The 20,802-nt window shown below is 44.1% G+C and carries 14 protein-coding genes and 2 tRNA genes; 11 read left to right on the top strand and 5 right to left on the bottom strand.

What is annotated here, in order from left to right; all coding sequences use genetic code 11:
* Nucleotides 1-104 precede the first annotated feature (104 nt).
* The gene (gene rsgA / locus ACP7AA_RS01035) at nt 105-1,208 is read right to left on the bottom strand and encodes a ribosome small subunit-dependent GTPase A (protein ID WP_298909098.1); all 1,104 of its coding nucleotides are present in this window, start codon (nt 1,206-1,208) and stop codon (nt 105-107) included.
* A gap of 229 nt (nt 1,209-1,437) precedes the next feature.
* On the opposite strand from rsgA, the gene orn reads away from it, so the two are divergent.
* Nucleotides 1,438-2,025, top strand: coding sequence for an oligoribonuclease (gene orn, locus ACP7AA_RS01030; RefSeq protein WP_183620749.1), 588 nt, complete (start codon nt 1,438-1,440; stop codon nt 2,023-2,025).
* A gap of 184 nt (nt 2,026-2,209) precedes the next feature.
* Here orn and ACP7AA_RS01025 read toward each other — a convergent pair whose 3' ends face one another.
* Nucleotides 2,210-2,689 carry a hemerythrin domain-containing protein gene (locus ACP7AA_RS01025; RefSeq protein ID WP_281491123.1) on the bottom strand — a complete coding sequence of 160 codons (480 nt, stop codon included), beginning with the start codon at nt 2,687-2,689 and terminating at the stop codon, nt 2,210-2,212.
* A gap of 59 nt (nt 2,690-2,748) precedes the next feature.
* Here ACP7AA_RS01025 and ACP7AA_RS01020 point away from each other — a divergent pair, with 59 nt between their 5' ends.
* Complete coding sequence (locus ACP7AA_RS01020) at nt 2,749-3,186, top strand: CopD family protein (protein ID WP_281491124.1); 438 nt, start codon at nt 2,749-2,751, stop codon at nt 3,184-3,186.
* A 256-nt stretch (nt 3,187-3,442) separates the two neighbouring features.
* Here ACP7AA_RS01020 and ACP7AA_RS01015 read toward each other — a convergent pair.
* Together ACP7AA_RS01015 and ACP7AA_RS01010 are read right to left on the bottom strand one after the other, a co-directional pair.
* Nucleotides 3,443-3,519: transfer RNA gene (locus ACP7AA_RS01015), tRNA-Asp, on the bottom strand.
* A gap of 64 nt (nt 3,520-3,583) precedes the next feature.
* Nucleotides 3,584-3,659, bottom strand: a tRNA-Val gene (locus ACP7AA_RS01010).
* A gap of 449 nt (nt 3,660-4,108) precedes the next feature.
* On the opposite strand from ACP7AA_RS01010, the gene ACP7AA_RS01005 reads away from it, so the two are divergent.
* From ACP7AA_RS01005 to ACP7AA_RS00975, 7 genes are all read left to right on the top strand, one after another.
* Nucleotides 4,109-5,761: a cardiolipin synthase gene (locus ACP7AA_RS01005; protein WP_281491125.1), complete on the top strand. Its 1,653-nt coding sequence runs from the start codon at nt 4,109-4,111 to the stop codon at nt 5,759-5,761.
* Between the two features lie 142 nt (nt 5,762-5,903).
* Nucleotides 5,904-7,355, top strand: a complete 1,452-nt coding sequence (locus tag ACP7AA_RS01000) for a tetratricopeptide repeat protein (protein WP_426222393.1) — start codon at nt 5,904-5,906, stop codon at nt 7,353-7,355.
* Between the two features lie 173 nt (nt 7,356-7,528).
* Entirely contained in the window at nt 7,529-9,130 is a 1,602-nt protein-coding gene (locus ACP7AA_RS00995; protein WP_426222392.1) for a 3-deoxy-D-manno-octulosonic acid transferase, read from the top strand.
* An 8-nt stretch (nt 9,131-9,138) separates the two neighbouring features.
* Entirely contained in the window at nt 9,139-9,894 is a 756-nt protein-coding gene (locus ACP7AA_RS00990) for a 16S rRNA (uracil(1498)-N(3))-methyltransferase (protein ID WP_281491128.1), read from the top strand.
* Between the two features lie 216 nt (nt 9,895-10,110).
* Entirely contained in the window at nt 10,111-11,250 is a 1,140-nt protein-coding gene (locus ACP7AA_RS00985) for a Fe(3+) ABC transporter substrate-binding protein (RefSeq protein WP_281491129.1), read from the top strand.
* A gap of 97 nt (nt 11,251-11,347) precedes the next feature.
* Nucleotides 11,348-13,030 carry an ABC transporter permease gene (locus ACP7AA_RS00980; protein WP_281491130.1) on the top strand — a complete coding sequence of 561 codons (1,683 nt, stop codon included), beginning with the start codon at nt 11,348-11,350 and terminating at the stop codon, nt 13,028-13,030.
* 142 nt (nt 13,031-13,172) lie between these two features.
* Nucleotides 13,173-14,642 carry an ABC transporter ATP-binding protein gene (locus tag ACP7AA_RS00975; RefSeq protein ID WP_281491131.1) on the top strand — a complete coding sequence of 490 codons (1,470 nt, stop codon included), beginning with the start codon at nt 13,173-13,175 and terminating at the stop codon, nt 14,640-14,642.
* A 46-nt stretch (nt 14,643-14,688) separates the two neighbouring features.
* Here ACP7AA_RS00975 and ACP7AA_RS00970 read toward each other — a convergent pair whose 3' ends face one another.
* Nucleotides 14,689-15,561, bottom strand: coding sequence for a methyltransferase domain-containing protein (locus ACP7AA_RS00970; protein ID WP_426222391.1), 873 nt, complete (start codon nt 15,559-15,561; stop codon nt 14,689-14,691).
* 313 nt (nt 15,562-15,874) lie between these two features.
* Here ACP7AA_RS00970 and ACP7AA_RS00965 point away from each other — a divergent pair, with 313 nt between their 5' ends.
* Both ACP7AA_RS00965 and gyrA read left to right on the top strand, forming a co-directional pair.
* The gene (locus ACP7AA_RS00965; RefSeq protein WP_426222390.1) at nt 15,875-17,512 is read left to right on the top strand and encodes an alpha/beta hydrolase family protein; all 1,638 of its coding nucleotides are present in this window, start codon (nt 15,875-15,877) and stop codon (nt 17,510-17,512) included.
* Nucleotides 17,513-17,936: 424 nt separating this feature from the next.
* Nucleotides 17,937-20,780: a DNA gyrase subunit A gene (gene gyrA / locus ACP7AA_RS00960; protein ID WP_426222389.1), complete on the top strand. Its 2,844-nt coding sequence runs from the start codon at nt 17,937-17,939 to the stop codon at nt 20,778-20,780.
* The last annotated feature ends 22 nt before the right edge of the window (nt 20,781-20,802 follow it).

Below are 20,802 nucleotides of genomic sequence, written 5' to 3'. Positions count from 1 at the left end.
TATACCGATTAGACTAGCCATAGTAAACGTGTGATGAGCAACGTTTACTATGGCAGTGATTAATAAGATAAGGGCTAATAAGTCACTGATTAATAAAGCAAGCGTCAATAAGGTTTAGTATCTGCCTCTTCTCTTAAGGTAACAAGGTTTTCAACACGGCGCTGCAATACCACGCCATCAGCAACCGCTTGCCATAACGCGCAGCCTTTGCTGTTATGAGTATGGCGACAATCGCGGAATTGGCAATCACCTGCTAGTGGGGCAAGCTCAACGAAACCTGAAATGATATCATCAGGGGTCAAATGCCAAATACCGTACTCGCGAATACCGGGGGTATCGACAATGCCACCTTGGGTTAAGTCGTCTGGGTTAAATGGCAATAAGCGACTGGTCGTGGTGGTATGCTGACCAAGTTTCGAGTTTTCAGAGATAATATTTACGCTCTGTGCCGATTCAGGTAGTAGGGCATTAATTAAACTGCTTTTACCGACACCAGACTGACCGGCAAAAATAACCAGCTTTTTATCGATATAGCGCTTTAATTCATCTAGCCCTTCTTGCTCATCGCTATCAGCAATATTTTCAGGACAAGCGACCGAGGTGAGGACGCTCTCATAACCAAGCGCTGCATATTGTGCGAGTAGCTGATTGGTATCGACGCCGTTTTCTTGCGCCAGCAAGTCGGCTTTATTGAGCACCAAGAGCGGCTTGACACCAGCATGATGACAAACGACCAAATAGCGGTCAATGAGAGTCGGCGCAGCAGCGGGCAACGGCGCAAAAACAATCGCCAAAATATCGACATTGGCGGCGACTGGCTTGAGCTTATGGTAGCGATCAGGACGTGAGACCAGAGAAGTACGTGGTTTGACCGACTCGATACGTCCAAAGCCAGTATTAGGATCAGCACTCCAGCGCACTTGGTCGCCAGCGGCTAGCATCGGTAAGTTGGTACGTACATGACAGCGCCAGATATCGCCTAACGCCAGCTCCTGCCAAAACGGCTCAGGATCATCGGGCGCAATCTCCGGCTGCACGGGAATTACTGCCGGCAAGCTGGTCACCTGTACTTCTAACTGCTTACCATAATGCGCCATGACCACGCCATCCATCAAACTGTCATCGATGCTATCTTGACTGTCCAGCTGCTGTTTGTCGATGCGACGAATCTGCTGTTTAGTCAGTTTGCGTTGCCGAATTAATGCCATGGGTTTTGAACCTATTAAAAAAATATTGCTAAGTGTAGCGTGAAAATTTGCTAACATACAGCCTAAAGCGCCGCTAGCCGATAGTGGTTTTGTAATGTTTTAGTTTTTTTAGACATTATCATTGAGCAAGCGCAAACATATATTATTTGAGCATGACCATTTATAGATGATTTATTTGGTTAACATTGCTCGCAAGTTGTTCCAAAATTTATTGACCATAGGATATTTTATGAGTACCGACGACCATCCCAATAAAATTAAAATCAAAAACCAAGGTAAAAAAGGGCTGGTATGGATTGACCTAGAAATGACCGGGCTTGATACCGTAAACGATGAAATCATCGAGATTGCGACCGTGGTGACAGATGAGGATTTGAACGTCCTTGCTGAAGGACCGGTATTTGCCATTAAAGTATCAGATCAAGTATTAAATAAAATGGATGACTGGAATACTAAGCAGCACGGTCAGTCAGGCTTGGTCGACCGTGTGCGTCGTAGTACGGTGACATTGGCAGAAGCGGAAGCTGAAACCATTAAGTTTTTAAATAAATGGGTTGATAGTGGTAAATCGCCTATGTGCGGCAACTCAATCTGCCAAGATCGCCGCTTTATGGCGCGCCAAATGCCCGAGCTTGAGCGCTTCTTCCATTATCGCAACCTTGATGTGTCATCAATTAAAGAGCTTTGCTTCCGCTGGCGTCCTGATATTTTAAGAAATTTTGAAAAAGGCGGCAGTCATTTAGCGTTAGACGATATTCGCGACTCTATTCGTGAGCTAAAACACTATCGTCAGCATTTCTTTAAATTGATGCCTTAGAGTCTAGTGTTAAAGGTTGGTGTCTTAAAAATACTGCTTTAACCATAAGTCCGTACAACCTATCAAGCCGCTAAAAAAGCCTGCAAATGAAACGAATACCAAAATATGGCTCGTTTCTTTGCGGGCTTTTTGTTTAATCAATATTTTATTTAACTGGTCTTGGATTAACTCTCATATAAATCGATTAGCGACTCTCATCACCGCGCTTAATGCTATCTGGACTGGCTTCATAAACAGCATCTAACTCTGCTTCTGTCAGGTATTTTTCTATCGCAGGATATAGCTCGCGTTCTTCAAATCGAATATGGTCGTATAATAAAGTGCCAAGCGCTTTAACCTGCGCGAGTGTGATGTCTTTATTCCCAGATTTTTGTGACGCTTCAACTTCATTTATTATTTTATATAATTGCTTATGTTGTCCGTCAAGGGTGTCGAGTACCGAGGCAACATCAGGATGAGTGGTACGATATGGCTCTAAGGCATGAGCGATTAAGTTATCTTCAATTTGGAAATGATATTGCATATCGTTAATATAGGAGGTGAGATTGTGCCAGTGTTTGGCAATCTCTTCGGATTCATCAGCGCATTCTTTCGCATGGCGCGACAAGTTAAGTCCAAGATGGTGTTGGCGGGATAATGGCTGTAATTGATTGGCGCGTTTCATAATTAAAACCTTATTGTTTCAAGAAATCATGATTGGTTAATTATTTGGAGTGATACGGTATGTTCAACTATCTATTAATTCTGCACCTACTTGGCGCAGCAATATGGACAGGTGGTCATTTAATACTAGCATTAGTGGTGCTGCCTAAAGTACTAACTTCACGTAATTTAGAGGCATTGTTACAATTTGAGGGGCAGTTTGAAAAAATTGGTATGCCAGCTTTGGCTATTCAAATTATTACTGGATTGTGGATGGCATATAGAATGCTACCCGATGTGAGCGCATGGTTTGCTTTTGATAATGACATTAGCGTATTGATTGGTATCAAGCTGATATTATTATTGCTGACGGCTGTCGTCGCTATGCACGCACGTTTTAGGGTAATACCACGCTTATCAGCCAACAATTTGAATGGATTTGCCGTTAATATTATCTTGGTGACGCTACTTTCAGTGGCATTCGTTGTGGTCGGTACGCTGTTCCGTACGGGGTTTTGATAAATGTAGGTGCATATGCGGTAAAAAATACCTAAGCTAAAAATTAGCAAGTGGGCGTAGAACAGCGACAAGTCACTTTTGGATAAGGAGTTGGGTAAAGCAATAGTAGTTAAAGTGCGGTTGGTAACTTTGGATAAAGTGAGGAGTATTGCAGATTAATCACTTATATTATTATATAGACACAAAAAAACCTCAAACAACCTAATGTTTGAGGCGAAACTTGCTTAAACTCGAAAGCTTAAATTCGTTTTAAATATGGCGCAGCGGACGGGACTCGAACCCGCGACCCCCGGCGTGACAGGCCGGTATTCTAACCAACTGAACTACCGCTGCTGAGGTCGTTTTAGTTTATTTAGCCACTTAGCTTACTACTTAAGAGTAACACTATACTAAATAGTGGTGGGTGATGACGGATTCGAACCGCCGACATTCTGCGTGTAAGGCAGACGCTCTACCAACTGAGCTAATCACCCTGAGCGAGGATAAAACGAAGCACTGCTTCGTCCGAGCGCAAGAGAATTTACATTTTCGTAAATTCTAGGAAACTACGCATCCAAACTAGATATTACTGAAATCCTTTAAATAGGATTTCCTGAAAGTTTTAACATTCAAAGTTGTCACCCTTTGAATAACTTTCAACAGAAGAGAACTAACTAAAGCCTCGCTCTGTGGGTGTGTATTATATACATTTACACATGGCTGTCAAATATTATTTCAAGTATTTTTAAAATTGTGGTTGTTAACCTTTATTAACGGTCAAATTAAGGCATAAATAAAGTGATTGTCAGACGATACAGTTAGCTATTGCGTGCTTGCTAAAAGCTACTATACTGATAATGCTTTTGGCATCTCGTTAACAAAGCGTCTACTTAATAAGCCAGCTGGTTAATAAATAGGTAAATAGTTTGAGTGATATAGGGTCATGGAGGCGAGCATAGATAATTTTAATATAGAAGCGCTTTCTATTGAAGACTACTTTACCACATGGTCGGTAGGCGACTTTGCTGGATTGGGTCTGATATTGCACGTGATTCTCATGATAGTCATGACGCTGCGTATTGTCTCGGTGCAGCGCAATATCGGCGTATCGATTGCTTGGGTTGCCGTGCTTTATACTTTGCCTTTGGTTGGCTTTATCGCTTATATACTCCTAGGTGAGCCAATGATTGGGCGGCGTTATCGTGAGCGTATGAATCAGGCGCGGCTACTGATGAATGATATGGCTAAGCGTGAGCAGCTGGTATTTGATGAAGGACAAGAGCTGCTGCCTGATAATTACCGCGGTGTCAGTAAAATAGGCACGCGTTGGACAGGGTTTGGGGTATTTCCCGACCACCAAATGCAATTATTGACCACGCCGAGTGCTATCTTTGGGCGCTTGATTGAAGACATTAATGCCGCCCAGCGCATTATCCTGATGGAGTTTTATATTATTTATCCAAAAGGTCAGATACTCGATGTCATGGAAGCGCTAATGGCAGCGGCGCAGCGCGGTGTAGAGTGTCATATTTTGGCAGACAGTGTAGGGAGTTTTAGCTTTTTTAATAGCAAACAGCATCGGATGTTAGAAGAGGCTGGGGTTTTTGTACACCAGTCGCTACCGGTGGGATTATTTAAAACTTTGTTTAAGCGCTCCGATTTGCGTAATCATCGCAAGATTATCGTCATTGACGAACATATAGGCTATATCGGTAGCTTTAACTTGGTTGACCCGAAGTTTTTTAAACAGAATAAAAATGTTGGTCAATGGATTGATGTAGCGATACGTAGTTTCAGTCAAGAGCCGATGAATATTGCCACGGCGATGGCAAAAGTAGTGGTCACCGATATCGGGGCGGAAAATAAAGACAATCTAGACGCGCTCAATCACCGCGTGAATACCTATACTCGTAAGCTCTATGTCATGCACCCGACAATTAATGATATCAACAGCCGCGTCAAAGTTTTAGACGAGCTTGTTGATTCTGATGAGCCGCCAGAGATTGGCTCGACATCGATTTTGATACCGCGCATGCCAGTGGTAGAAGATGTGCTAGCGCAGCTGATACCTTCGGCGCCGCAAGTGACGGCGCACGTGATTTATAATACCTTGGTGACGGTGATTCATCGCGCCAATAAACGTATTCGTATTACCACGCCGTACTTTGTACCCGACGAAGCTTTATCAGGGGCGCTGACTACTGCCGCCAAACGCGGGGTCGAGGTGACGATTATTGTGCCAGAAAAGGTGGATTCGTTTTTGGTGCAGCACGCTTCCCAAGCGTATTATCAAGAACTGCTTGAAGCAGGGGTGACCATTGCTTTATTTAAAGGCGGACTGCTGCATGCTAAAACCGTGGTTATTGACGATGATTATTGTCTGTTTGGCACGGTAAATATCGATATGCGCAGCTTTTATTTAAATATGGAAGTTAGCTTAGCGATTTATACGCCAGAAATGGTCGCGCAGGTTGCTGACTGTCAAGAAGTCTACTTACAAAGCTGTCATTTTTTAGGCTTAGAAGAGTGGCAAGAGCGCCACGGGGCAGAGCGCTTATTTGATAATGTGGTGCGCTTATTTAGTCCTTTATTGTAGCGCTTTCGCTTTTAAGTTAAGGTAAACTACTTATTTTTATTATCATCTCACTTATACAATTACTTATATAACCACTTCTATGATTGTTTTTTGAAATCTTAGTTTTTAAAAGCACTCAATTTTTAAAGGATAGGCTTGCCTTATGTCTGCATCGCCCTTAACGCCCCTTGATTATATTGCAGCAGGCTATTGGCAAGATTTCTTAGCTGGCCGTCCCGTCGCTGGCGGCATGGCTTATGAAGCTGAATTGCATCAATGCACACTCGATGAATCACTGGCAAGTTTACAGCGTATAGATATCTTGCTGTCGCAGATACGCCGCGACATGATAAAGTCTGGCACGTGGGATGAGACGACGCTGTTGGCAGATGAGCGCTATCGTAATTTTATGGTATTTTTAGCGTTTTATGCAGGGCGCGTATTGGCACAGCAATGGCAGTATACGCCGCATTGGTTCGGTGAGTTTGAGCTACGTAAGCGTTATCCTGCTCTGCCGCTGCTGACCGATGACTTTTATCAACATATGGCAGTGGTTTATCGTAATGATGTTGAGGATACTGATAAGCCTAATGCGACTGACTCACTATTTTTTGCCTTAGGGCCGATAGGACTGCGGCTGTTTGGTCATATTGATCGGCCGTTTCAATCGGTGCAAGGTGGTCAAGTGGCAAGCGGCCTATACCAAGCAGTGAGTGCAAGACTGCCAAACGCCATTGATAGCCATCATGCATTACCTATAGCTACCGAGCATGCTACTAAAGAAGTAACTGAAACAATAGTACCTCAACATAGCCGCCAAAGTATTCAGACAAATACTGACGCTGTTAACCATACTTCTTATAATGAGCTTCAAACAACACCTGAAATTGTCCAAACAGATACTCTATTAGCAAAAACTGCTTCATCAACTGCTCCATTAGAAACTGCGTCAGTAGCATCTTCACAAGCAGCGTTAAAAGAAATAGAGATAAAACCAACAATAAAACCCGCGCCAACCCCAGAGCTTTTTAGCCAATTGCTCATAGAGCTTGATGAAATAGAAGTACCACAAATCGCTGGCAAGACAGAATACGAGCAAGCTCGTAAAGTTTTAGATCAATTTGAGCAGCATATTGCTAAGCAAGATAAACCGCGCGCGCAAGTTGCCTTTTCACAGCAGCATTTGGCAGCAAAGCAGCAAGCCCTAGCAAAATTGCAAGATGCTGCTCATGCGGGTAATAGCGCTGCGATGCTACGTTTGGCGATGTATGAGCTACTTGGTGAAGAGGTAAATGCTGATAAAGTGGCTGGTATGGAAGCAGGGGTTGAATGGGTGAAGCAAGCGGCGAGCAAAGATGACAGCCGTGCCCAGCGTCTATTAAGTAAGCTGTACTATCAAGGATTTGGCGTGCCGCAAGATATGACTAATGGAAAATACTGGCTTGAGCAAGCGGCCAAAAATGGTCATCCAGAAGCGGCCAGTTTGATGAGCCAGTGGCAGCAAGCACAAACGTTAATCAGCACACAAAAACAAGAGCAGCATAGCCTCAAACGTTATCAGCTATTGTTTGCGGTAATCATTGTTATTGCTATATTAATATTCATTATTGTCTAGCTGTTTATGTCAAATTCTGGTTTTTAAATTTTTGTTTCTAATAGCGAGTGCTTTAAAACTATTGTTTAGCATTAAATTCAGGTAGAATTGGCGCGTTTTTTATTGGCATTTTTTATTGTCATTTTATAACGTCACCTCCTATCGTCCGATCCATTACTAATCTGGGCTTCTTCATGCCATCTTCTGATAATTCCTTACCGTCTTTTGATAAGTCGACTCAGCCAAGCCGAGCCGTTTATAAGCCACCTGTTTACTATCAGGTGACGATTGGTTTGCTAAAACCGCTATATCGTATGCAAGTATGGCGTCGCTCGCATAAGCGTGATAATTATCAGCAAGAAGTCGAGCAGCGTTTTGGTAAGCGCTATCCTGCGCCGCCCGTGCCTGATACAAATATTAAATCTAATGCGAATGCCAACGAAAATGGCAATTATAAAGATAGCAATGGCAAAAAAGTCATTTGGTGCCATGCCGTATCTTTGGGTGAGACCAATACCGTCGCGCCCTTGCTTGATGCGCTATTAGCAAAAGGCTATCAGATATGGTTGACCAATACCACGCAGACGGGGTTTGCGCGCGGTGCCAGTCGCTTTGCCGATGATATTGCTCAAGGTCGTCTGAGTCATAGCTATGTTCCTGTTGATAGTCCTGCGGTGATTGAAAAATTTTTAGCACATGTGCAACCGGTTGCGGCAATGTTTGTAGAAACGGAGCTTTGGGCGAATATCTTGACCAAGTTGTCCGAGCATCATATCCCAAGTATTTTGGTCAATGGTCGGCTGTCGGCTGCTTCTTTTAAAAGTTATCAAAAAATTGGCGCGGTCAGTGCCAGTATGATGAAAAACCTAAGTTTGATTATTGCGCAGGATAATGAATCGGCAAAACGCTTTCGGCAATTGGGCGCTCATAGTGCGCAAATCCGCGTGGCAGGCTCGCTAAAATGGGTGATTAATACCCCGAAGCTGAATGATGATAATGGTGCCAAAGAAGCTGAAATAGCAAATGATGGCGCAGACTTGGATTTAGATTTAGGCGTCACAGGTCGCCCGATTTGGGTAGCAGCAAGTACCCATAGCGGTGAAGAAAAGACAGTATTATCATGGCAGCAGCAAATCATCTCTCATCCTCTATTAGCGGATACGTTGTTAATTATCGTTCCAAGGCATCCTGAGCGCTTCGATGAAGTGGCAGAACTGATTGAAAAGTCAGGCTTAACGATGACGCGTCGTAGTGATGAGGATGCAATCAGTCCAAATACCCAAGTTTATCTCGCTGATAGTATGGGTGAGTTGATGAAATGGTATGCGCTTGCAGATGTGGCATTGGTGGGTGGCTCATTGGTCGATATTGGCGGGCATAATCCCGTTGAGCCGGCAAGTGTGGCGACGCCGGTATTGATGGGCAGTTATACCCAATCTTGCCAAAGCGTGGTTGATAAGCTCGCTAGCGTCGGGGCGTTATATCAACCAAACAATGCGTTCTATAGCGCTATTGGTACTGATGAGCAGCTATCTCAGCAGCAGAAAATTGCGAGCAATTCGCCATCTAGCGATGATGACAGTTTGCTTTATCAGCAGCTACAGTTTTGGCTCAGTCATGTGGAATTGGCAAAGCAAGCAGGGCAAGCGGGTGCAGAAATGACTGAGCAGCAGCAAGCGGTCTTACATCGGCAGTTATCGATGATTGAAGATGTGATTCAGCAATACGCAAAACCACCTTTCAACCCAGAACTGAATCCAGAACTGAATCCAGACGTGAATCAAGAGCGGATATAAGTGACGCTATGAACTGTATATTACTACCAGAGACCAGCTTTCAAAATGGCTCTGCCTACATCAATGATTTAACGCAAATTACCCATGTGAATAAAGTACTAACTGCCAAAGTAGGCGATGCGTTAAAAATTGGCCAATTGGGTGGCAAGCTTGGCAGCGCTATCATCAAAGATATTACGCCTGACAGTATTCAGCTAAGTCATATACAGCTGACCATCAATCCGCCACCGAAGCTCAATCTTATGGTGGTACTGGCATTACCACGACCAAAGGTATTGCGCCGTTTAATCATGGATATGACCGCGCTTGGTGTTAACGATATCATCCTTATCAACAGCTACCGCACGCAAAAAAGCTATTGGCAAAGTCCAATGCTGGCTCGCCTTGACGAGTTTGTGTTAGAAGGTCTGCAACAAGGCGTGGACACAATTGCGCCGCGCATTAGCCTACAAAAACGCTTTAAACCCTTTGTCGAAGATGAGCTTGCAAGCTTAATGACCAATCGCGCTATCGTTGCTCATCCTTATAGCGCGCTGTCATTTGCGCAATATGTCCAGCAACTACTGGCAAAACCTAAGGCAGCTCATGAATCGGTCTTACCAAGTATGGTATTTATCGGTGCAGAAGGCGGCTGGATTGATTATGAGATTGAGTTGCTTGCTGAGCAAGGATGTACGCCAGTTAATATCGGGCCGCGCATCTTACGTACCGAAGCGGCGGTCAATGTTATTTTGGGACAATGGCTGCTAGAAGGTCGAGATTAAGCTCAGGCAGATACATAAATCATTGATATCCTATTAAAATTAGACCAGTTTATCGGCACAGCAGGGCCAGATAAATGTATTGATAATTAATCTCATTTCTATTAGTATAATGTGTCTTAGATATTAAGGTTTTATTAATCCCGCTGTTTAATCATTTTCTAATGATTTTAATGTCGTCTTATCTCACTTATCCGTAGCACCATTATGGGGAATGCCATGTCATTAACTGCTATCAGTGCAAATCTATCTTCTACTAAGCTTACTTTACCCATTGCTGTATTTGGCATGATGTTGGGTCTTGCGGGCTGTAGTAACTCATCGACGCCAGAAGAAAATGTAGATGCTGACACTACAACCACTGCTGAACAATCTGGCACTGAGCAAGAAGGGGCGAAAAATGATGACGCAACGGCCGCTGGTGGGCAAACGGTTACTATTTACTCATCACGTAATGAGCAGTTGATTAAACCGTTATTGGATAAATATACCGAAAAAACAGGCGTTAAAATTGAGCTGGTCACCGATAAAACCGGCCCATTGATGGCGCGCCTGCAAGCGGAAGGTAAAAACACGCCTGCGGATATGTTATTAACCGTTGACGCGGGTAACTTATGGCAAGCAGCAGAGCAGGGCTTACTACAACCTGTGTCTTCTACTATCTTAGAAACCAATGTTCCTGCTAAATACCGTGACCCAAAAGGTCAGTGGACAGGTCTGTCTTTGCGCGCGCGTACAATTTTTTATGATCCAAGCAAAGTTAGTGCTGACCAACTATCTACTTATGCAGATTTGGCCGATCCAAAATGGAAAGGCAAACTTTGTCTGCGTTCATCAAAAGCTGTTTATAACCAATCATTGGTTGCAAGCATGATGGAAAATCTAGGCGAAGAAAAAACAGAAGAAATTATTCGTGGTTGGGTAGCTAACTTAGCAACGGACGTCTTTAGTGATGATACCAGTATGTTAGAGGCAATTGCCGCTGGTCAGTGTGAAGTGGGTATTGCTAACAGCTATTACTATGGTCGCCTGCTTGATGAAAAACCAAATTTCCCTGTAAAAATATTTTGGGCGAACCAAGGTACGACTGGTACTCATGTCAACATCTCTGGCGCTGGGGTTATCGCTAACTCAGACAATCCAGATGGTGCGCTTAAATTGATGGAGTGGTTATCTTCTGATGAGGCGCAAGGTCTTTATGCCAGTTCTGATAAAGAGTATCCTGTAAAAGTAGGTATCGATGAGTCAGAGCTACTCAGATCTTGGGGTCCGTTTAAACAAGATAGTATCAGCGTACAGAAGTTTGGTGAGCTACAAACCCAAGCCATTCAAATGATGGATAAAGCGGGTTATAAATAACAGACTGTCAGTCGCTAAGCGGTTGGTTTTTAGCTATTAGGTGCTTATTAATTCAGCATCTAATAGCGTCATTATGCGTATGACATGGTAATAATTTATGATAACAATGCCAGAAGCGTCTGCTAAGCAAGACAATACTGTCAATGAAGCCAGTAATGACAATAATAGCCCGTCTATTAGTCACGACCATGTCGTCCGAAAACGTATCCTCTCAAAATCAGTCTTAGGACTGATTTCGTTGTTTATGCTAGTACCGATTTTAATCGTACTATTATCGTGGACGCAGCCGGTCGCTGATATTTGGACGCACATGCGTCAATATGTATTGCCGCAAGTGTTAAAAAATACTGTCATTCTATTGCTGATGGTGACGGTGATTTCCGGCGTTATCGGGACAGCACTTGCGTGGGTGACCAGTATGTACCGCTTCCCTGGACAGCGGTTTTTTGCGTGGGCGCTGATGTTGCCATTAGCGATGCCCGCTTATGTCTTAGCATTTGTCACCGTTGGTATCGTTGATTTTAGCGGACCGCTGCAAACGGCTTTAAGAGAGTCAGGCTTTACCACCGCTATCCCATCGGTGCGTAATGTTTGGGGTGCAGGTTTAGTATTGTCGTTGGCATTTTATCCTTATGTTTATTTGCTGGCGCGCCAAGCGTTTTTATCGCAAGGTAGGCGAGCGATTGAAGCGGGGCAAATGCTCGGCTTAAGTCGTAGCAAGGTGTTTTTTCGGCTGGCGTTACCACAAGCGCTACCGTGGGTCATTGGTGGTTTGCTACTTGCCAGTATGGAGACGCTTGCAGATTTTGGCGCAGTATCAGTCTTTAATGTCGATACTTTTACGACGGCGATTTATAAAGCATGGTTTGGCTTTTTTAGTTTAACCACTGCTGCGCAGCTGGCAGCGTTATTAATCGGCGTGGTCTTTATCGTCGTCTTGTTTGAGCAGTATTGGCAAGCAAAGCGTGGCAATACCATCACTCAGGGTAGTAGTAAGCGCTTTGAGGCCAGTAAGCCTGCTAAGTGGGGCATGGCGCTACTTTGTACGCTGGTATTTTTAGTGGCGTTTTTGATTCCGTTTTTACAGCTGCTTTATTGGACCGCAGAAAATTTCCAGCAAGATTTTGATGCGCGTTATATTGATTTTGTCACCAATAGCCTTATGATTGCGAGTATGACCACGATATTTATCGCCTTTTTGGCGATTATCATTGCGTGGGTCAAACGTCAATATCCAGATAAATCCACCAAGCTGATGACTACCTTAGCCAATTTGGGTTATGTGGTGCCGGGTACGGTGTTGGCCGTTGGGATATTTATTCCGATTGCGTGGCTTGATAATCAGCTGATAGCTTTTGGTATTACTTCAACGCAGTTTTTTTCTGGTAGTGTGATTGTGATGCTGCTAGCCTTATCGACGCGCTTTATGACGGTGAGCTTTCAGCCGGTAGACCGGCAGCTACAGCGCTTGACCGTCAATCAAGAAGCGGCAGCTAAGTTACTTAGCGATAGCCCGTATCAGCGCTGGCGGCAAGTGATGTTGCCCGTATTGAGTCCGGGGGTATTAACGGGTTTGTTGATGGGCTTTGTCGAAGTCATGAAAGAGATGCCGATTACCTTGATGACGCGGCGACAAGGTTGGGATACGCTGGCAGTACGGGTGTTTGAGATGACCAGCGAAGGCATGTGGGGACGCGCCGCATTGCCCAGTTTGTTGATTGTACTGGTTGGCCTGATTCCTGTTTGGGTATTGCTGCGCCAAAGTGATAAACAAGGTTAAGTTAAATGCGTTGTATTAAAAAGCTATAATTAAAGAGTCATAATTAAAAAGCAACATTAAGAAATAACTATATTAAAAAGAGCAATATTAAAAACCGCGTCAATGATGGGTTTTATTCACTAATAGCTTACTGGTACCGTCTATGTATACTGACTTGATGAACGATTCAACCAATCCAGCAGCGTCTAAATCCTTAAAGCCTGAATCCTTAAAGATAGGCGGTAAGCCAAGACCGGAGCATGTGAAAAAACCACCCGTCACCCTATTAACCAAAGCTCAGGTAGCACAGCTGCAAGCGGATAAAAGCTTGCTTCACAGCTCATCGACACAAGATACTTTAAATCAAAGCGTATCAGATCAAAGCGTATCAGATCAGACTGCCTTAAATAAAGAAACAGCAGGACAAATTCACTTGCAAGATAACCCTGTTTTTAATTCCTCTAAAAAGAACACTAGCATTGATGATGCTTATTTTAGCGTTCAAGATTTAATCGTTGGTTATGACGATACGATTATCGTTAATGGCTTATCGCTAGATTTGCAGCAAGGTGAAATCGGCTGCTTTTTAGGCTATAGCGGCTGCGGTAAAACCACGGCCCTAAGGGCGATTGCAGGCTTAGAACAAAGCCGTGGCGGCAAGATTCGCTTAAGCAATCAGCGTTTAACGGAACAAACCGCACGTACTACCTTTGCGGTCGCGCCAGCCAAGCGCGGCATGGGCATGGTGTTTCAGGATTATGCCTTATTCGGGCATTTAAGCGTGGCAAAAAATATCGCTTTTGGCCTAAACAAATGGTCGGCTGCTGACAAAAAAGCCCGCGTTAAAGAGATGCTAGCGCTGGTAGAGTTGTCGGAACATGCGGATAAACGTCCTAGTGAGCTATCGGGTGGACAGCAACAGCGTGTAGCATTAGCCCGCGCATTGGCACCAAAGCCCAAGCTTTTGCTACTTGATGAACCATTTTCTAACTTGGATGTGGTGCTACGTGAGTCACTGGCGATGAACGTCCGTGATATCCTTAAACGTACCAATACCACCGCTATTTTGGTCACTCACGATCAAAACGAAGCCTTTGCGTTAGCCGATAAAGTCGGGGTGATGGATAAAGGTAAATTGGTGCAATGGGCGACGCCAAGTGAGCTATATCATGAGCCAGTCAGCCCGTTTGTCGCTGAGTTTGTTGGCGAAGGCGCAATGATAGACGGTATTATCAAAGAAGGTCATGTTGAAACCGCGCTTGGTGATATTTATCGCCGCATGGAAGTTTATGATGAATCAGGGCAGCCGCAGTATTGCGAGTACGACTATCCGAATGGTACGCCGATTAAGGTGTTAGTACGTCCTGATGATATTGTGCATGACGATGAAAGCACGCAAACGGCTTTAGTAGTCGGACGTGTATTTCGCGGAGCAAACTATCTTTATCGCTTACAGCTTGCCGACGGTCAAACCGTACTGTCGTTAGTTGCCAGTCATCATAACCATGAGATTGGTTCACAAATTGGTATCTTACCTATCCTAGAGCACGTAGTGGTGTTTGATGAAAAAGACATCAATGCCACTACATGGTCAGAGTATGATAGGTCAGAGCGCGTGGAAGACGTCAGGTAGTTGTCAATTTTAAGCTTGGCACTACTTTTTAAGTTTAACGAAGGCGTTAAGCATGGCGCGTTGCCAGTATATGCAAATAACGTCCCAGCCATTTATAGGGCTCGAGTTGTGAGTAACGTAATTCCATGCGTATCACTGCCTCAGGGTCGTTATGACCGCCACGTTTTAGCGGCGAATAATCATGAAATACGCGCAAGCCACTGGCAAGTATCGTGTGATAATGATGAGCTTCTAACCAAGATTCAACTTCCTCTTTAGCGACCGGATGATTGGGCGTGAGGCTTTTCTTATTGTCCGCTTTATATTCAGTGTTATCCAATAAGTTAAAATTACCCATAATAAGATTGCGATAATCAAAACTCGCTGGATTATAAAAGCACAGCGATAGCGCGCCATTTTCAGTTAAATGCTTATCAAAAAAATCCATCACAGCGGCTGGCTCTGCCAACCATTCAAGCAGCGCATGACACATTATCAAATCAAATTTTCCATTATTTTCTGCAGCCAACTTTTCTTCTAATTCTTGATACGGGCAAACGTACCACCTAATATCCAAATCCTTTTTAACTATTTCAGCGTTTGCTTGTGCTTTCTGCAGCATATTGGCTGAGATATCATTGATAACCAGCGTATGCCCTTGAGTGGCAAGCTCAATCGCAATTTGCGCCAGCCCAGCGCCCACATCCAAAATACGTAACGGTCGCCCAAGTGTCTGGCTCATCTGCGTGCAATAGGCAACAATATCACGGCGCAATACTGCCAGACGAATGTCGCCCTTTAAGCCGCCGTAAACCTTTTTTTTAAAGTGGTCAGCAATCGCATCAAAGCTGCGATCCGTACGCGTATCGGGTTGGTTAAGTGACGGTGTGATGGCTTGCTTGCTGGGCTGGTCAGTTGATTGGCTGCTTTCGTGATTCATAACGGGCTCTGTTTTATCTAAAGTATTTGAAATGGTTTTTCATCACTTTTTTATTGGATTTTAATAGGGTTTTAGCGTATAAATAGTGAAGCCTAAGCATTGATTTTCATTGATTTTCATTGATTTTCATTGATTTTTACATTGACTGTCACATTGATTATCACTCAGTCGTCTAAGCCATCTGACTTAGAAGTTTGATTTAAAAAAGCGAGTTCTAAAAAGTATTTATTAAAAATATCAGCTAGGTTTTATTTATCTATTGCCAAGGATTTTAGGCAATTTTTTTGTTTTACTACTGCTAAGGATAGCAATCATGGTCTTACCCCGTTCAATTATAAACAAACCCATCATGACGCGCGCTCTATTATCGCTAGCGATTGCCAGTAGCTTATTACTTGTTGGTTGTGGCGATGATAATGAGCGTTTCGTTGAGTCGCCTTCATCTTCTGCCAGCGCTAAATTTGTAAAAACCTTTACGGCAAACGATATAAATAGTAGTTTTGGGCTTGGAAGTACCGCAACGCCTGTGGCCAAATGCGGCGTTACCATAGAAAAAGTCAGCTACGATACCAAAGGTGCCGCCGATGAAGATACCAATGCCACGGCCGCTTTAATGCTACCCACTGGCGATGCGGCTGAATGCCAAGGTGATCGCCCGGTATTATTATACGCGCATGGCACGACGACTGATAAAGGCTATGATTTTGCCCAAGTAGGGAATATTAAAAACCCTGCGGTAGGGGAAGCCAACTTAATTGCTGCAAACTTTGCCGCCCAAGGCTATATCGTTGTCGCGCCCAACTATGCGGGCTATGATACCTCAAAACTTGACTACCATCCTTATTTGGTTGCCCAGCAGCAGTCCACCGACATGGTCGACGCTCTAGATAGCGCGCGCAGCATTATCGAACGCAAAAAACGCGCCAATGATGCCAATTACAGTAAAATTGATGACTCGGGTAAGCTGTTTATCGCCGGTTACTCGCAAGGCGGCTATGTCACTATGGCAACCGCGAGATTACTAGAATCACAGAAAAAACCAGTGACGGCAATTGCGCCATCTTCGGGCCCTTATGCGTTGGCAGCTTTTGGTGATGAAATCTTTATGGGCAATGTCAATATTGGCGCGTCACGTTTTGCACCTCTGCTTGGTATTGGCTTACAGGCAAAATACGGTAATATTTACAATAAAAAATCAGATATTTTCTTAGATAAATATGCCGACGCGCAGCTGCCTAGTGACGTAGCGTTTGGTGAGTTGGTCAAAGCAGGTAAATTGCCAAATAATGCTTTATTCCAAAAAAATCCTAGCGATCCAAGGCTGGCAGGTTTAGAGCAAGGTAAGCTGTTTTCTATTTTAGGTGGCTACGATGAGACCGATTATCTGATTAAAACAGATTTTCGTGCGGCTTATGTGGCAGATGCACAAAAAAATCCTGATGGTCTAACATTAGCTAATGGTAATAATTTACCGGCTGCTAATCCGCAAAATAACTTGCGTAAGGCGCTTAAGGATAATGACTTACGTGGTTATGTGCCTACTATGCCGACATTCATTTGTGGTGGTAACCAAGATCCGACCGTATATTTTGATACTAATACCGGCGCGGTGGTAAAACTGCTACAAGCAGAAGTGGCCAAAAATCCTGCTAAGAAACTTAATATTACGGTGTTAGATGTGGATAAAGATAACGAAGCATCGCGCCCAGACAATCAGACTTTGACTATCATTGGACAGGCGTCAATGAACACGTGGAAAGTCAACGACGTTGTCAAGAAAGTACAAACAGACTTTAGTAATAGCGTTAAAAAAGTTAAAGATGATGCAGATCCAAACGGTGGTGTAGCATCATTCTTGGCATTCTATATCAACTATCATGGCAGTTTGGTCAGCCCAGCCTGTACTGAAGCTACGCGTGAATTCTTTAATCAGGAATTCAAAGCTGTTTAAAATGCTTGCTAGTTAAACATATAAGTAGTTTTTGTCTTACTCGCGAAAAACTGTATCCCCGGGGTACAGTTTTTTTATGAAACAGCCTTTAAAAACGGCAAAGACAATGCTCTGTTGCTAAAGTCGTTTTTATCCTTATTGCTAAAGGCAAAACTCAACGCTAATGAGCTGTTTTGCTTGATTTTAATAGCATCGAGAACCCCCTAAATAGACAAAAATGTGCTAAAATAGCTTCTTTAATTAAACATTACTTTTAACAAAAACCGTATCGCCATTTTCCTATGGTTTTGCCCGTTTAATGGTACTTTTTAGCGTTGAGATAGCAATCATAGTTGCGCGTTTGTGCAGCTATATTTTTATATCAGTGTAAGCACTTTTTTAGGCGCGCAACCCTTAGAGAAAGTATGTGAGTGAAGGAGTGTATATGAGCGACTCGATCAGTCCTATTGCCATCGTGGATGAATTAAAGCAGTCCTATTTGGATTATGCGATGAGCGTGATCGTCTCGCGCGCGCTGCCTGATGTGCGTGATGGGTTCAAACCGGTACACCGCCGCGTGATGTACGCGATGCATGTGCTGTCTAACGATTATAATAAAGCTTATAAGAAGTCGGCGCGTGTGGTCGGTGACGTCATCGGTAAATATCACCCGCATGGCGATAGTGCTGTTTATGATGCGATTGTACGTATGGCGCAGGACTTTAGCTTGCGTTACCCGATGGTTGACGGCCAAGGTAACTTTGGCTCGATTGATGATGATCCACCGGCAGCGATGCGTTATACCGAAGTCCGTATGACCAAGCTGACCCATCAAATGCTTGCTGACTTGGACAAAGACACCGTCGACTGGGAAGACAACTACGATGGCTCTGAGCGTATGCCAAGCGTGTTGCCTGCGCGTATTCCAAACTTATTGGTCAACGGTGCAACCGGTATTGCAGTTGGTATGGCGACCAATATGGCGCCGCACAATCTAACTGAAGTGATTAATGCGTGTTTGGCTTATGCTGAAAACCCGCAAATATCTGCCGAAGAGTTGATGTCGCATATTTCAGGTCCTGACTTCCCAACGGGCGGTATTATTTATGGTCGCGCGGGTATCTTAGACGCTTATCGCACCGGTAAAGGTCGCCTACACGTACGTGGTCGCTATATTATTGAACCGATGAGCGACACCGGTGTCAACCGTGACCGTGAGCGCATTGTCTTTACCGAAGTACCTTACCAAACCAATAAAGCCAAACTGATTGAGCGTATTGCTGAATTGGTACGTGATAAGAAAATCGAAGGTATTACCGAGATTCGTGATGAGTCTGATAAAGACGGTATGCGTATTGCCATTGATTTGCGCCGCGGTGAAACGGCGGAAGTGATTGTTAACAATTTGTTCCTGCAGACACCGCTTGAATCTAGCTTTAGTATCAACATGGTGGCGCTAGATAACGGTCAGCCAAAGCTATTGACCTTACGTCAGCTGATTGCAGCATTTGTACGCCATCGCCAAGAAGTGGTGACGCGCCGTACCATTTATGAGCTTAATAAAGCACGCGTTCGTGGTCATTTGTTAGAAGGTTTAACCGTTGCACTAGCGAACATTGATGAGATTATTGCGACGATTAAAGCATCGGCTAACCGCGGTTTGGCTCGTGAAAATTTACTGACTAATACGTGGGGCTCAGGTAGCGTGGTGGCGATGCTAACCGCTGCAGGTAGCCAGTCGGTACGTCCTGACTTTATCGAAGGTGAAGATCCAAAAGCGCCGTTTGGTCTGATTGAAGGTGAAGAGCGTTATCGTTTATCACTGGAGCAGGTCAATGCTATTTTGGACATGCAGCTGCATCGTCTAACCGGCCTTGAGCAAGACAAATTGACCGAAGAATACCAAGATTTGCTGCGTGAAATTGCAAATTTAGAGTCTATCCTTGGAGATTTTGATAAGCTAATGACCATTATCTCAAACGAGATGATTGAGATTCGTGAAAACTTTGGTGATGAGCGTCGTACCGATATTATCGATTCACGTATGGACTTTAACCGTGAAGACCTTATCCCAGAACAAACCGTGGTCATGACGGTTTCTCGTACGGGTTATGCAAAAACGCAGCCGATTGATGATTATGTGGCGCAAAAACGTGGCGGTAAAGGCAAATCTGCGACCGCGATGAAAGAAGACGATGTGATTGATCACTTGGTTGTGACCTCAACGCACGCCACCGTACTATGCTTTACGGATAGTGGTCGTGTCTTTAGTCTACGTGGTTTTGAAGTACCGATTGCCAGTCGCGGTGCGCGTGGTCGTCCATTGGTGAATTTAATTGGTTTAAATCCTGATGAAACGGTCACCACGATACTGCCTATTCCAAAAATAGTAGAAGAGTTATCTAGCAAAGGTGAGATATCAGTAGATGGCGATGACAGCTTATCAGAAGATAATAATTTAGACGATAGCACGCAAGCGGAGCCACCTTTTGTCTTCTTTGCAACTGCCAATGGTACTGTGAAGCGTGTCGAGCTAAAACAGTTTGCCAATATTCGATCGAACGGCTTGATTGCCGTTGGTTTGGAAGAAGGCGATAAATTGGTCAGCGCTCGTATCACCAATGGTAGCCAAGAAGTGATGCTATTTGCTTCAAGTGGTAAAGCGATTCGTTTTGATGAAAATGATGCGCGTGCAATGGGTCGTACGGCTAAAGGCGTTCGTGGTATGCGTCTGGCGGCTGATGAGTTTATTAAATCATTGGTGGTTATCGAAGATGATGTGCGCGAAATTCTGATTGCTTGTGAAAACGGCTTTGGTAAACGTACCTTTATCGATGAGTTCAATACGCAAAATCGTGGCGGTGGCGGTGTGATTGCTATTAAAACCAGTGAGCGTAATGGTGCACTCGTTCGTGCTACCAAGGTTGACTCTACAGACGATATTATCTTAATCTCTGACAAAGGTACATTAGTGCGTACCCCAGTTGAGCATGTAGCAAGCTCTGGTCGTAATACGCAAGGTGTGACGCTGATTCGTCTATCAAAAGACGAGAAGCTGGTTGCCATGGCGCGTGTTGAGCACGAAGAAAGCGACGACGAGCTAGTCGATGCTATGAGAGAAGATGGAACGTTTGCAGTAGAGGGTCAAGAGCAAATCGATATTGATGCCGAAACTGGCAACAGCGCGACGACCGATATCAATGACGTTATTGATGGTGTACATGACGATTCAGTAGACAATGAAACATCGAATGATGCAGCAGATGAAAACACAGACGATGACGAGTAAATATCTCAGTTGTTAGCTTTTT

Source organism: Psychrobacter sp. DWR1-2-3, from assembly GCF_049896465.1.
GTDB lineage: Bacteria > Pseudomonadota > Gammaproteobacteria > Pseudomonadales > Moraxellaceae > Psychrobacter > Psychrobacter maritimus.
This window is presented reverse-complemented; position numbering and strand designations above follow the sequence as displayed.